Raw genomic sequence first — 13,139 nt, 5'->3', positions numbered from 1 at the left:
GATCATTCTTTCGATTCGTGAGGACATGCACCGATGGCAGCATCACAGCAAGGCAGCAAGGGCAGTGCCGGCGCACTGAGCCTGCTGCTGATCGCTGCCGTCGCCGCGATCGGCCTGTTCGGGGTCCTGTCGGGCGATCGCACACCGCCCGTCGACGAAGGCACGTGTCTGCCTTCCGGTTCGGCCGTGGTGGCCCCGCACTCGGGCACGGTGGTGATGCCGCTGCGTGAAGGCACCTATCAGGCCACGAGCGGTTTCGGTGCCCGCACCAATCCGGTCACCGGCGAGGCCGAGGGACACCAGGGCCAGGACTACTCCGCCCCGCTCGGGACCCCGATCTATGCGGCCACCGACGGCACGGTCGTCAAGGCCGAACACGCCAGCGGGTTCGGCAACTGGATCATCATCGACACCACCGTCGACGGCCAGTCGCTCTCGACGGTCTACGGCCACATGAACGACGACGGTGTCGGGGTGAGGGCGGGCCAGACCGTCAAGGCCGGTGACCCGATCGGCGGCGTCGGCAACGCCGGTCAATCCACCGGGCCGCACCTGCATTTCGAGGTCTGGCCCGGGACTCGTCTCGCGTCCGGATCGAGCCCGGTCGATCCCGTTGCCTGGCTCGCGGCCGCGGGTGCCACCGCACCGACCGCGAGCGCGGACGTTCTCGCCGCTGCCCCGGCCGGCCTCTCCGCCGCGATGCCGACCACCGATGCCGCGGCGCAGGGTGTATCGAGTCGATCAGTAAAGCTCGCCGCTGCGGTCAAACCCGGATGCGGTGTCCCGGCCGGGTCGACCGGACTGCGGCCGGGGTCGGTGCCGGCAGACTTCGAGCCGTGGATCGTCAAGGCCGGCACCGTGTGCCCCGAGGTCACCGCGCCTGTCGTCGCGGCGCAGCTCGAACAAGAGGGCGGTTTCGACGTCAACGCCCACAGCAACGGTTCCGGCGCGGACGGGCCTGCGCAGTTCATGCCCGCCACCTGGGCCGCGAAGGGCGTCGATGGTGATGGAGACGGCCGCAAGGACACCCGCAGCATTGCCGATGCGGTGATGAGTCAAGCCGCCTACGACTGCGAGCTGGCGGGCATCGCCAAGGACTCGCTCGCCGCCGGCAAGGTCAGCGGCGACCTGACCGAGCTGTATCTGTCGATGTACAACTGCGGCCCCGGCGCGACCCTCTCGCAGGGCCGGGTGTGCCAGAACGCCGAAACCCTCGACTACGTCGCGAAGATTCCCCGCAGGGCCGCAGAAGCGTTCTCCGTCGCCGTCCCCCAGGCCACACCGGGCATTGTCCCTGGTGGCCCGTTCGGGCAGAACGTCGTCGCGGCCGCGATGCGCTGGCTCGGCACCACCTACGCCTGGGGCGGAGGCGACCGCAACGGACCCACCAAGGGAGTGAGTGACGGCGGCGGCCGCGCGGACATGATCGGCGACTTCGACAAGGTCGGCTTCGACTGCTCCGGACTTGTCCTCTACGCCGTCGCACAAGCCTCCGGCGGCGCGATCGTGCTCCCCCACCAGGACTCGGCGCAGATCGCCGACAGCCGCGGCCGCGTGATCGCCACCCCCGGCGACCTCGCTCCCGGCGACATCATCCAACCCCACTCCGGCCACATTTTCATCTGGCTCGGCGGAAACAAGGTCGTCGAGGCACCGCAGTCCGGCGACGTCGTGAAGGTATCGGACTGGAGCCCGCCCGCGAGCGGCCTGACAGCACGGAGATTTGGATGAGAACCACCCACACCGCACTGGCCGCAATCCTCATCGCTGCAACGGTTCTCACCGCCTGCAGTGGTGGAAGCACGGACAACGGCAGCGACGATGCCCCGTCGATACCGGCGCAGCAGTGGACACCGGGAACGCCCCCGCCCAGTGGCAGCGATCCCACCCGCACCCCGCCGCCGACTGCGACTGCGCTGCCCGACATCGCGGCCGGGGTGGACCGGCAGGACCCGGACTCGGTGGCCACCGCGGCGTTGACGGTCTGGTTCACCTGGAACACCGCCGTCGACGACGGACCCAACGATGCCGCCGCCCGCACCGCGCCGCTGCTCACCTCCGAGTACGCGCGCGAGATCACCTCCACCACAGCGCAATCGAGCCCCGGAGCGCAGTGGCTGGGCTGGGCCGCGAGCGGCGCGGTGCTGACCCCCGATCTCGCCGCCGACGACGAACCCGTTCCCCCGCAGACAGATTCGACGGCCTACCGGTCCTACCGCGTCACCCAAACCGTCGACGGTGCACCGGTGAGCGAGAGGGTCGTCGCGATGATCTTGCGGCGCGGGTCCGACGGCTGGGAGGTGAGCCGCATTCAAGACAAATAGCCCTGCCTCGTTCACCCGCTTCACTGCAGAACAACCCGTTTCGGAAAGGAACCCCCGATGGACACAGAATCCGTCACCACACCCACCACCCGTACACCGCACCGAGCACGCCGCGTACTCGGCGTCCTCGCTATCACTGCCGCGCTGACCGTCCTGGCCGGCGGAGTCGCCGCCGCACAGGCGGTCAACCCGTACGACGGGGTCAACCCGGACATCGGCTTGTTCGGGCCCGCCCTGAACCAGACGTGGAAGCGCCTGCTCGCGGCGATCTGGGGAGCCAGCATCGCCCTCGCGGGCCTGTGGGTGCTGACCTCGTTCCTTGCCTCCAGGAAGGCCCGCAAGCGCAACATGTCCAGCGATCTGAGCGAGGCGGGCGAGGATCTCAAGCTCTCCCTCATCATCTTGGGCGGTGTGGCTGCTGTCTCGCCGATCGTCGGCGCGGTCCTGCTTCTCGTCCAGCCCGGCGCGTAGCCGACCCGGCTCTACCCTCCATTTTCTTTGCCCCGACGCGGCACCGTCCGCAGAAACGAGCACTCATCATGGCCATCGACTACCGCAACGTCGGCTCCGAACCCCCCAGCTCGCCCAACACCGGCACCGTCTCCGGTGATCAGCACTCCGACAGCAAGTCCGGGTCCAAACGCTGGATCATTCTCGGGGCAGTCGCCCTGGCGATCCTCGCCGTCGTCTCGGTGATCGTGGTCGGTCTGTCGGGCGGCTCCGACGAGACCGGCGGCAGCGATGCCATCCGCGCAGTACACGGGCCCACGACGGTGAACAACGGTGTCCCCAGCGGCTACACCCGCGACACCCAGGGCGCATCGACGGCCGCGGTGAACGTGCTCCAGGCGTTCGATCAGGCCAGCCAGGGCCGCATCGACATGAACGATGTCCGCTCGACGATGATCGCCGCCGACCCCGGTGCCGAACTGGCCCGCGAGATCGAACTCGGCAGCAACCGCGTCGAGAGCAGCGACGTGATGAACACCCTGCCGGCCGCGGTGCACGTGTCCTCGTTCTCCGCCGACGCCGCGCAGATCTCGGTGTGGTCGATGACCACCACCCAGTCCGACATCAACAACACCGGCACCGTCGCTGTGAGCACTCTGTGGGCGACCACCGACATCTCGTTGGTCTGGCAGGACGGGGACTGGAAGGCCAAGGACTGGTCCTACCGCCAGGGCCCGCGGCCGGAAGACGCCTCTTACCCGGCCGCTGATTCCGCGCTCGGCGGTCAACTGACCGCCGGGTACTACACCTTCTACATCGACTAGGAGAGAACATGATTCGCCGTCTCGTTCTCGTCGCGGTCACCGCCGCACTGGTGGCTCTGTTCGGGTCATCCGCTGTTGCGCTCGCTCAGCCTTCCGCCGTTCCCGCTCCCGCTCCGGGGGCGGTCACCGCCCAGCAACCGGCATCGAGGCTGCCCGCGCACTTCCCGGACGATCTCAAGAAATTCATCGGCGGTACCGAGGAATTTCGGAGCGGGCCCTGGTTCACGGGGAACTGCGCAGACCACGGCGGCGACCTGGGAACCTATATCTCCCAAGCACTCACGAACGAAAACCGGCTCCTGTACTGGACGGCATCGGACGAGAACAAAGCCGTCATGCTCGGCGGTGCGGGCGCGGTCGGCTCCGACCCGCAGGCCCAGGCCACGGCCGAGATCACCCGTCAGGCCGTCGCCGACGGGACCGAACCACCCGCCGACGCTCTGCCGACCGTGTTTCCGGCCGGGGACACCAGCTTTCACCCACCGACGGGAACCTGCGCCGAGGACCTCGCCCGGTGGGGCACCAAAGAATGGGGAACGTGGGGCTTCGCCTGGGCGCAGACCCCGGACGCGGACTCGCTGACCGCGATCAAGGCGCTGCCCGGTGCCGACAAGGTGCCCGACGCGGCCTGGTCGGACCCGTGCTCGCAGGGCTCGGGCGACCAGTACTGCATGCATGCGTTCTTCGTGGACTGCTCGAAAGCCGAACGGGCAGATGCCAGCCGCTGCCAGGACTGGAACCTCTCGATCGGGCGATTGTTCGCCGGCACCGCGAACTGGATCGACAAGAACACCTCGTTCACCGAACGCCTCGACGACACTCTCGGCAAGGTCATCGCGGCCACCCCGCAGTACAAGCTCGGCAAGGCCTACCTGCAGGCGTTCTCCTGGATCTCGGGGGCAGCGAACGACGTCGTCGACTTCGTCACCGATCCGACCACCGTCATCGACGACTGGGTCAACGCCACCAAGAGCGGGGCACTCTCACTCACCGACGCCGTCCTGCGCGGACTCACCTCGACCGGCGACTTCGATCCCACCCAGCAATGGTTCGTGACCTATTACGCCGGATCGACAGGTCTGGGAATCATGGTCATGTCGCTGGCGGTACTGCTGGCGATCATGCGATCACGGCACAAGGGCTCACCGTCGGAGCTGGTGGCCAACGTCTTCGGCTACATGCCCGCCGGGGTGGTGATGATGCTGTTCTCCCTGGCCCTGGCTCAACTGGTGATCGAGTTCGCGACGGTGCTCACCGAGGGCATCGCCAGTTTCAGCGGCTCCACGATCACCGAGATGGTGCAGAACATCTACGCCACGATGGGCACGCTGAACAAGGACACCGTCGTCGGCGGCTCGATCGTCGGGCTGGTCTTCTTCGGCATCCTGCTGCTCGGTGCGATGTCGGTCTATCTGGGTCTGCTGATGCACCAGATCGGGCTTCCGCTGACCGCGTGCATCGCCGGAATCGGCTACGGCATGTGGGTGCACCCGACGTGGCGAACCAAGGCCGTGCGGCCATTGTTCACGTTCGTCGGCATCGTGCTCAGCAAGCCGATGCTGTTCCTGCTCATCGCGATCGTGCTCGCCGGGGCCAACAACGCTCTGCTCTCGGGCGGCGGCGGCTCGGGCGACCTGACCTCGCTCGGCGCTCTCGTGCTCGTCGGTGCCTCGATGGTCGTCGTCGGCCTGGCACCGTGGGCGATGCTCAAGTGGGCACCGATCCTGCCGACCAAGGCCGACTCCGAAGGATTCGGCGGCGGTGGTGGCTCCGTCGCCGGCGGTGTCATCGGAGGCGTGGGCAGCTCGGCCCTGTTCCGCAGCCGTAGCGGTGGAGGCGGGGGCGGAATTGGTCGACGGCGTCGAATGCCCGGATCGGGTGGCCTTGTCGACGCCGTCGCCGGAGCGGGTCGAGCGCGGTGTGACGGTCGACCCGCCTCCGCCTCCGCCCCCGGCCACACCACCGGGGCCGCGCACAGCGGCGGCACCGACAAGGGCGGGGCGTCGACACCGAAGCGCTCGACCATGGGAATGGCCGGCCGACTCGGCGGAAAGCTCGCGACGGGCTCGGCCGCGACGGTCGCCTCGGCCGGGGCCGCAGCGGTGCCGATCGCCGCGCAGTCCGCAGCGGCGGCGATGAACAAAGCCAAGTCCGGTGCCGAGTCCGCTCCGTCCGAAGCCGAAGGCAGGTAAGCGATGTCGACCGAGATCGTCGAGCACGACAGCGAGCAGAGAACCTCCATCCTGGGCGGTGAGATCGCGCGCCGGGGTATGACCGGGATCTCGGCACCGGTGCTCATCACCTGGACCGCGGCTCTGGTCATCGGCGTGGTGTACTACTTCGCCGCGGGCGGGGGCGCGATGACCGTCGGGCTCGTGGCCGTGTTCTACGTCGGGGTGTTCGTCTCGACGTACGAATTCGGCGACACCTCCCTGGCGGCGCGGCAGTTGCACCGGTTGCGGAACTGGGCGCGGACGCGGCGCGGGGAGCACGTCTACCGCAACGCCGACGACCCCGCCTACGGGATAGCCGACCTCGACCCCGGCTGGGAGTACCCGGTGCCGCTCGGGCGGACCGCCCCACTCGACGTCGCCGGCACCGGCCTGGACGAGATGTTCATCGTCCGCACCGCCAACCCCGGCGAGCGGGCCTATTACACGGTCGTACTGTCCGTGCAGGGCCTGGCCTGGGGGCTGCGCACCGACGCGGCCTGGGCGACGACCTCGGAGAAGTTCGGTCTGTTCAGCGCCTCGATGGCCCGCAAGACCTCGCTCATCCGCGGAACGCAGCTGATCCACCGCTCCATTCCCGCGGATCTGACCATGCACGAGGACTGGGTCGAGCGGGAGGTCGAACAGCTCGGCGACATGCGTCTGCGGGCACCGGTGGAGTCCTACGGCGACCTCATCGACACCATTCGGCCGCACTCGGAAGAGCACCGGGCGTACGTGGTGCTCAAATTCCCCCAGACCGACCACTTCGAGGCCGAAGCCGCGCGAGCGGCAGGCGGGAAAGGTGCCCGATTCGAAGGCGGTGTCGCCCAAGTGATTCGCGACGAGACGATGCGCGCGGTGAGCAAACTCGTCGCCGCCGGCATGGGCCGCGTCCAGGTCCTCGGTGAGCAGCGCACCTGTGCGCTGATCCGCGCGTTCATCGACCCGTCGAACCCACTCGATCGACACCAAGGGGCGCGGTGGTCGAACTGCTGGCCCTCCTACATCGGTGGCCACGACTCGGTGGTGGTGTCCGGACGCTGGCACACCCGTGTCGGGTTCCTCCCGCCGGCGAGCATCGAACCCATTCCGCTGGGCCCACTGTGGCTCGCGCCGCTGCTGACCGGGGTCGCCCCCGACATCGGCGACGATGAGAACCCGCCGTCCCCGACGATCCGAACAGTCAGTGTCCGAGTCGATTTCGTACCCGACGCCGTCGCCCGGGAAGCGGCGAGTCAGGACTTCACCCAAGACAAGGCGGCGCAGGAAAGCGCCGCACGCAAAGGCATCACCGGCGACGGCTCGGCAGAAGTGATGGCCACCGCGTCCGGACGTCGACGCACCGATCTGATGCCCGGCTCGGGCCATCACGGCACCATCTACTCCCTCGCCGTCGCAGTCACCGGCCGCGACGAAGACGACCTCGAGCGGGCCTGCATGCGCGTGGAGGAAGCCGCCGACGAATCAGCAATCAAAACCATCACCTGGCAGGACGACACGCACGACGTCGCCCTGTTCACCACCCTTCCCTTCGCTCGCGGTCTCGCCGTGACGCGCTACACCAAGTAGGCCAGGAGATTTCGATGCCGCAACACACAGCCCATCGCCCCTCCAACCGACCCGCAACCGATCAACCGTCCCGATCGGCACGCCCCCGGCTGCTCGGCGGCGATCGCGAACGGCTCGGCCACAGTGCCGCCGTCCTTGAGGCCGCGGAGGCGATCCCCGCCAAGGTCGCCCGCCGTAGGCCGCCTCGGCGGTTCACGATCCTCGACCGCTACGGCTGGTACGAACCCCGCACCGAAGGCGCGTGGAGTACAACCAGGCAGTCCGAAGCGCTGAACCTGGCCATCAGCCGCCGCAGTGCCCGCCACCAGGGAGCGGTGACCGGTCTGAACCGGATCTCCCAAGATCTGGTGATCACCGATCCGTTCGAGCTCTACGGCACCGACATCTCCAACATCAACGTCTGCGTCGTCGGGGACATCGGCAAGGGCAAGTCCTCGATGATCAAGACCGCGTTCCTGTGGCGGCAGATCATCTTCGGCCGACAGGTGGTGGTCATCGACAAGAAACGCCAGGGCCGCGAGGGCGAGTACTCCATCTTCGCCCGCACCCTCGACGTGGAATCGGTCCGGTTCAAAACCGGTGGCGGCGGCGCCAGACTAAACCTGCTTGACCCGGCGATCACCACCGGCGGTGAACACGCCGGCGGCCTCGACGGTGTCACCCCGGCCGGTCAGGAAGCCCTCGTCCTCGCCGTCCTCGCCGACACGATGGAACGGCCCCTGACCACACCGGAGAAGAGCGCCGTCGGCCGGGCGTTGGAGCTGGTCAACGCCGACGCCGACGCCACCGGTCGCGCACCGGTGCTCAAGGATCTCGCCCGCCGCCTCGTCGAACCCTCCACCGACGACGGCACCTACTTCGGTGACCGCTGGTCCGAGCGTTCCCTCGAATGGGGCTACGAGCCCGGACTGGCCCTGCTGCGTCTGGTCGACCGGGATCTGAAGGGCCTCGTCGACGCAGAAACCTCCCCGGAGGTCCGCGCCGCGCTCGAGCACCCCTTCGCGCACTTCGACGTCTCCGCGCTACCGACCGAAGGGCCTGCGCTGCGGGTGGTGATGACCGTGATCAACACCTGGCTGGCGAACCTGCTCGCTGCCCGCTCGTCGGTGTCCAAGCAGACCATCCTCATCGTCGAGGAAGGCTGGCACGTCGCCGAAGGATCGACCGGCGCGGTGTTCCGGTCGAACATGAAACTCTCCCGCGGACTAGGTCTGTCGACCGTCTCGGCCTTCCATCACCCCTCGGACATGTCCCACGACTCCCCCGCCCGTGCCCTGATGCAGGAAGCGGGAATCGTGTTCCTGTTCGCGCAGGAACGCTTCGACGACGCCCGCGAGACAGCCGAGATGTATCACCTCCCACCCGGGTCCATCGACATCATCATGGGCCTCGGCCAGGGCGAATGCCTGGTCAAGATCGGCTCGTCCGACCCGATCCTGATGGAACACGTCCGCTCCCCGCAGGAAATCGCCCTCACCGACACCGACGCCGCCGTCAAAGGAGTCAAGCCAGCATGAACACCTCCTCGCCAGCGGCCCGGCGTTCCCGCACCATCGACGTGCGCGTGAGCTCGCTGGCCTCAATCGGGTACGCCGACGACACCTGCTCGAGCAGCGAAGGCCGGTTCGCATCCCCTTCCGCCGCAGCACGATTCGCCGCCGCCCTCGACGCCGGTCACCCCGACATCACCCACACCCCCACCGGCCACGGTGACGACGAAGTCTGTGTGTCCGGCACCCCCGGCGAGATCACCTGCGCGCTCGCCACCATCCCGATCTACAGCGCCGGCGTCCGCACAGCGCGGATACCGGCACCGGACTACCTTCTTGCCGCCGGCGACGAGGTCACCCTGCCGATCCAGTGGCGGGGCGACGTCGGCCCCGATAGCCGTGTGATTGTGGCGGCCGGCGTCGATGTGCGTGTGCTTTCGACTCGGCCCGATCCACTGCCGAACTCGACACTGCTGCTCGGACAGTGGGCACCGGTCATCGCGCACCGCCTCGCGCACGACGTCGCCCGCTCGATCACCGAGCGCAGCGGTCGACGGACCCCGGCCACCGTGACGTACCTGCCCGACCGGGGGCGGTTCGAGATCACCCATCCCGACCTGATTTCCGATACCGACGCCGCCGCGGTGGCCCGGTACATCCGGATCACGCAGCTACGAGCCAACCTCGCCGCCCTACATTCGGTCGCCGACGCGGACTGCGCAGTCGGTCTCGCCGCCGAGCTGCATGTGCTCGAAAGCTATTCCCGCCGTGTCTCTTCCACCGACGATAGGACCGTTCGATGAGTGCGATGCAATCCCCTCCCCATAGGCCCAGTGGGCCGTTCGTTCCGTCCGAGGTCTGGGTCGGTGCCGCTCTGATCGTGGGGCTGGTGTTTGCTGTCGCCGGCGGCGGCATGGTCTCCTCGCTGGTGTCGGGCAAGGTGATCGCGATGCCCACCAGCTTCGGTGAGCTGTTCTCGATCTTCCGCGGGTTGGTCACGAATCCGTCGGACCCCGCGGCCGCGTGGCCGGCGACCGCGCAGCCGGGCCCGGCGTGGGTGACCTGGGTGTGCATTCTGGTGCTCGGTGCGCTGTATACCGCTGTGGCCCTGTGGATCAGCTCCGAGATCCACGACTGGCAGCACCACCGCGGTCAGGCGCAACGCGGCTTCGCCGGCCGACGTGAGCTCGCCCGGGCGGGTATCGACGAGAAGAGTGTTCGCACCGCTGCCGTCGCCACCCGCCTTTCGTTGAAAGGCACGCGGGCCTCGAAGCTGGACGCGAGCGAGGTCGCGATCGCGTTGGGCCGCAACATGGTCGACCCCGACAGGGTCGTCTACATCAAGCAGAACGACTGCATGCTCGTCGAGGGCGTCACCGGCTCGGGTAAGACCTGGCGCGTGGCGTATCGGCGCTGCATGGACGCACCGGGAACCCTGCTCGTGACGTCAACGAAAGTGGATCTGATCTCGGCAACGTACGAGCACCGCGCCGCGCTCGGACGGGTGTCGATCTTCGATCCGGACAACATCACCGGATGGCCCGACCCGATCCGCTGGTCGATCCTCTCCGGATGCAAGGATCCGGACGTGGCGATCCGCCGCGCGCAGAGCTTGGTTTCGGCAATGCCGATGGGAGACACGAAGAACGGCGGCTACTGGGAGGACAAGGCAGTGGTACTGCTGCGCTGCTACCTGCACGCGGCCGCGATCAGCGGCGCGGACCTGGCCACGCTGCGCGTATGGGTGAACTCCCGCAAAGGCCGCGAACCACGCGAGATCCTGATGCGGACGATGCCCGGCTGGGAAGCCGAACTCGGCCAGATCCTCGACTCCGGATCGGACTCCTCCGACGACATGATCGGCGCGGCCAGCAGACTCCTCGCCCCGCTCGCCTCCCCCGCACTGCTCAAGGCCGTCGATGTCCCGATGCGCGAGTCGTTCGACATCGACGAGTTCATTCGATCCGGCACGGACACGCTGTATCTGGTCTCGAAAGGCAAGGACAATTCTGCGGCACCATTCATCGCGGCCCTGGCCAGCGAAGTGCACTACCTCGCCGACCGGCATTCGCAGTCCCTGCCCGGTGGCCGATTCGATCCCCCGATCCGGTTCGAACTCGACGAAGTCAACAACGTTGCCCCGATCCCCGGCCTGCCGGATCTGATGTCGGACTCGGGCGGCCGGGGCATCACCATCCACGCCTACGCCCACAACGAAGAGCAGAACAAGCTCCGCTGGGGCGCGGTCGCGGGCAAGATGTTTGCCGACAACTCCCCCGCCCGCCTGATCCTTCCCGGCCTCAAAGGCGACGAGCTGCAGGCGATCTCGAAGATGCTCGGCGACCGGTACGAGTGGCAGCCGTCGGGCAACGCCCAGTCCGGCCCGACGCTGCGAGAGGTTCCGGTGATGTCGCCGGCGCAGATCCGTCAGATGGACCCCGACCAGGGTCTGCTGATCTACCGGACCGCGCCGCCGATCCTGGTGCATCTGCCGACGGTGTGGGACGAGAAGGAATCACGTGCCGCGGTGCTGCAGTCGCAGAAGATGTTCGACGAGATCGTGGCATCGGGCACCGCGCCACGTACCGAGGTGCAGTCCGGTTCGGTAGTGCTCGACAAGGTCAGTGACGGGACGACACTGTCGTGACCGCCCCCGGCGGGGAGCAGGAAGAGTTGGTGCCGTCGCGGTTCACCTGGCGCTACCTCGACGCCGAACAGGCTCGGGGCCTGTGGTCGGAGCTGATCGACTGGACCACCTGGCTGCGCGAGCGCTACGAGCTCGGCACCAAGATCCCGCCGTGCTGGTACCGCCACGATCCCGTCGTCGAGGAGCTGAGCGCCCTGATGGCGGCGTGGACCGATGCCTACTACCGCGGTGACGAGTACCGGGACGACCTCACCGCCTGGCACACCCAGTGGTTCCGGCCGCTCATGGCGCGCATCCGCGACATCTCGGACTTCGACAGCTGCACCCACGATCGGTGTGCGCACCGCGCGATGCCGCCGACCACGCTCGCCGGTATCGAGGAGTTCGTCGATGCCGACATCGACGCGCGCCCCGAACCGGCACCGGCCCCGCCTTCAGCGGGCGTCGATGTCACCGCGGCCGAGGAAGTGCGCACCATCTCGGCCGACGACATGAACATGGCCATCGACTCCGGCCTCGCCGAACCGCTCGATCCCGCGGACCCCGACAGTCCCGTGATCTTCGAGGGCATCGGATGGACTTTCAACGCTCGTATGGGTGCCTGGGTTCCTTCCACCTGACCTCATTCCCACTCCCTGATCTGCGGACCTGTACAGCTCGAGCGTGGCCGCGACGCCGTACATCCCGCCCGGATACGGACCGCACGGCCGCCCGGAGAGCAGGTCCGCCGAACCGGTATCGGCCGCGCGTCCCCGCCCTGACGACGGCCGATACCGGGACGTTTCTGGGAGGCAGAGTCGCAGCGGACCCAGAACGACGAAGACGGCTCGAACTCAGCGACCGACTCCGAAAATCTACAAGCTTGGATCCCATGTGATCAGCCATTGAGCAAGCTTCCCGGTTACCGTTGGAGAGTCATTTCCCCAACGACCCAGCAACCAGTACCGCCTCTTAGAGACGTGGCGGCGGAGGTAGACGACGGCATGTCCGCACTTCATATGGATCGACTGCCCACGGGAACTCACCACTGGCGCACTCTGGTCGAGGAACTGCTGGCGGTTGGGGACGATCGCCACGAGGGGCACCACCTAGAGCTCAAATCAGAGGTCGACTTGTCGACCAAAACAGGCAGGGCAAAGATTGCGAAATTCATCCTCGCAACGGCCAACCGCTCGCCGGATTTCGCTGCGCCTCGTTTCGGCGGTCACGCAGTGATGCTCGTCGGCCTGGACTACAGCTCGACGCCACCAGCAATTGGCGGTGCGGGCAGATTCGACGACAAAGACCTGCGTCGGGAGGTGACGAACTTCGTTGGCGATCCCGGACCGGCATGGGATTACCAGCGCATCGATATCGACGGCAGCGAGGTCGTCGCCATCATCGTCGATCCTCCCAAGCAAGCAGCAATATGGCCGTGCCAGCGTGACGGGGAGAATGTTCGGAACGGTCTGATCTATCTACGACCGGGGGCCGAGTCCAGACCGGCCAACGGCCCTGAGGTGACAGCGATGCTCAACCGGGTTCGTCACGCGCAGCCTGCTGTCGAAGTCGACGTACAGATCCTGGGGTCGGTCTGGGCAGTGGGCTTCGACCCCTCAGCCGCTATCGCGCACATTCACGAT

General features: G+C 67.5%; 11 protein-coding genes. All 11 read left to right on the top strand.

Going from position 1 to position 13,139, the window contains the following annotated elements; genetic code table 11:
• The first annotated feature begins 33 nt into the window (after positions 1-33).
• Positions 34-1,731, top strand: coding sequence for a peptidoglycan DD-metalloendopeptidase family protein (locus tag CH256_RS28885; protein WP_094670075.1), 1,698 nt, complete (start codon positions 34-36; stop codon positions 1,729-1,731).
• Complete coding sequence (locus CH256_RS16690; RefSeq protein ID WP_037192114.1) at positions 1,728-2,324, top strand: hypothetical protein; 597 nt, start codon at positions 1,728-1,730, stop codon at positions 2,322-2,324. Before CH256_RS28885 ends, CH256_RS16690 begins: the two co-directional genes overlap by 4 nt.
• A gap of 57 nt (positions 2,325-2,381) precedes the next feature.
• Complete coding sequence (locus CH256_RS16685) at positions 2,382-2,795, top strand: hypothetical protein (protein ID WP_037172763.1); 414 nt, start codon at positions 2,382-2,384, stop codon at positions 2,793-2,795.
• Between the two features lie 68 nt (positions 2,796-2,863).
• A complete protein-coding gene (locus CH256_RS16680) occupies positions 2,864-3,598 on the top strand; it encodes a hypothetical protein (protein WP_037192113.1) in 735 nt (244 codons plus the stop codon).
• A gap of 8 nt (positions 3,599-3,606) precedes the next feature.
• The gene (locus CH256_RS16675) at positions 3,607-5,790 is read left to right on the top strand and encodes a hypothetical protein (protein WP_094670074.1); all 2,184 of its coding nucleotides are present in this window, start codon (positions 3,607-3,609) and stop codon (positions 5,788-5,790) included.
• Between the two features lie 3 nt (positions 5,791-5,793).
• Positions 5,794-7,380, top strand: a complete 1,587-nt coding sequence (locus tag CH256_RS16670) for an SCO6880 family protein (RefSeq protein WP_094670073.1) — start codon at positions 5,794-5,796, stop codon at positions 7,378-7,380.
• A 14-nt stretch (positions 7,381-7,394) separates the two neighbouring features.
• Positions 7,395-8,897 carry an ATP-binding protein gene (locus CH256_RS16665; RefSeq protein WP_094670072.1) on the top strand — a complete coding sequence of 501 codons (1,503 nt, stop codon included), beginning with the start codon at positions 7,395-7,397 and terminating at the stop codon, positions 8,895-8,897.
• Complete coding sequence (locus CH256_RS16660) at positions 8,894-9,673, top strand: hypothetical protein (RefSeq protein WP_094670071.1); 780 nt, start codon at positions 8,894-8,896, stop codon at positions 9,671-9,673. The genes CH256_RS16665 and CH256_RS16660 overlap by 4 nt, the downstream gene beginning before the upstream one ends.
• Complete coding sequence (locus tag CH256_RS16655) at positions 9,670-11,517, top strand: type IV secretory system conjugative DNA transfer family protein (protein ID WP_094670070.1); 1,848 nt, start codon at positions 9,670-9,672, stop codon at positions 11,515-11,517. The genes CH256_RS16660 and CH256_RS16655 overlap by 4 nt, the downstream gene beginning before the upstream one ends.
• Positions 11,514-12,137 carry a DUF4913 domain-containing protein gene (locus tag CH256_RS16650; RefSeq protein WP_037192108.1) on the top strand — a complete coding sequence of 208 codons (624 nt, stop codon included), beginning with the start codon at positions 11,514-11,516 and terminating at the stop codon, positions 12,135-12,137. Before CH256_RS16655 ends, CH256_RS16650 begins: the two co-directional genes overlap by 4 nt.
• A 264-nt stretch (positions 12,138-12,401) precedes the next feature.
• Positions 12,402-13,139 (top strand): ATP-binding protein (locus CH256_RS16645; protein WP_218829144.1); only part of this gene is annotated, 738 nt, incomplete at its 3' end.

Origin of the sequence: Rhodococcus sp. 05-2254-6, from assembly GCF_002258565.1 — a bacterium.
Lineage (GTDB): Bacteria > Actinomycetota > Actinomycetes > Mycobacteriales > Mycobacteriaceae > Rhodococcoides.
The sequence above is the reverse complement of the archived record's forward strand: the minus strand, read 5'-3'. Positions and strand labels throughout refer to the sequence as shown.

Coding starts and splice junctions, on each gene's coding strand:
- CH256_RS28885 (WP_094670075.1), top strand. CDS start 34: ATGGCAGCATCACAGCAAGGCAGCAAGGGCAGTGCCGGCGCACTGAGC.
- CH256_RS16690 (WP_037192114.1), top strand. CDS start 1,728: ATGAGAACCACCCACACCGCACTGGCCGCAATCCTCATCGCTGCAACG.
- CH256_RS16675 (WP_094670074.1), top strand. CDS start 3,607: ATGATTCGCCGTCTCGTTCTCGTCGCGGTCACCGCCGCACTGGTGGCT.
- CH256_RS16685 (WP_037172763.1), top strand. CDS start 2,382: ATGGACACAGAATCCGTCACCACACCCACCACCCGTACACCGCACCGA.
- CH256_RS16665 (WP_094670072.1), top strand. CDS start 7,395: ATGCCGCAACACACAGCCCATCGCCCCTCCAACCGACCCGCAACCGAT.
- CH256_RS16655 (WP_094670070.1), top strand. CDS start 9,670: ATGAGTGCGATGCAATCCCCTCCCCATAGGCCCAGTGGGCCGTTCGTT.
- CH256_RS16680 (WP_037192113.1), top strand. CDS start 2,864: ATGGCCATCGACTACCGCAACGTCGGCTCCGAACCCCCCAGCTCGCCC.
- CH256_RS16670 (WP_094670073.1), top strand. CDS start 5,794: ATGTCGACCGAGATCGTCGAGCACGACAGCGAGCAGAGAACCTCCATC.
- CH256_RS16660 (WP_094670071.1), top strand. CDS start 8,894: ATGAACACCTCCTCGCCAGCGGCCCGGCGTTCCCGCACCATCGACGTG.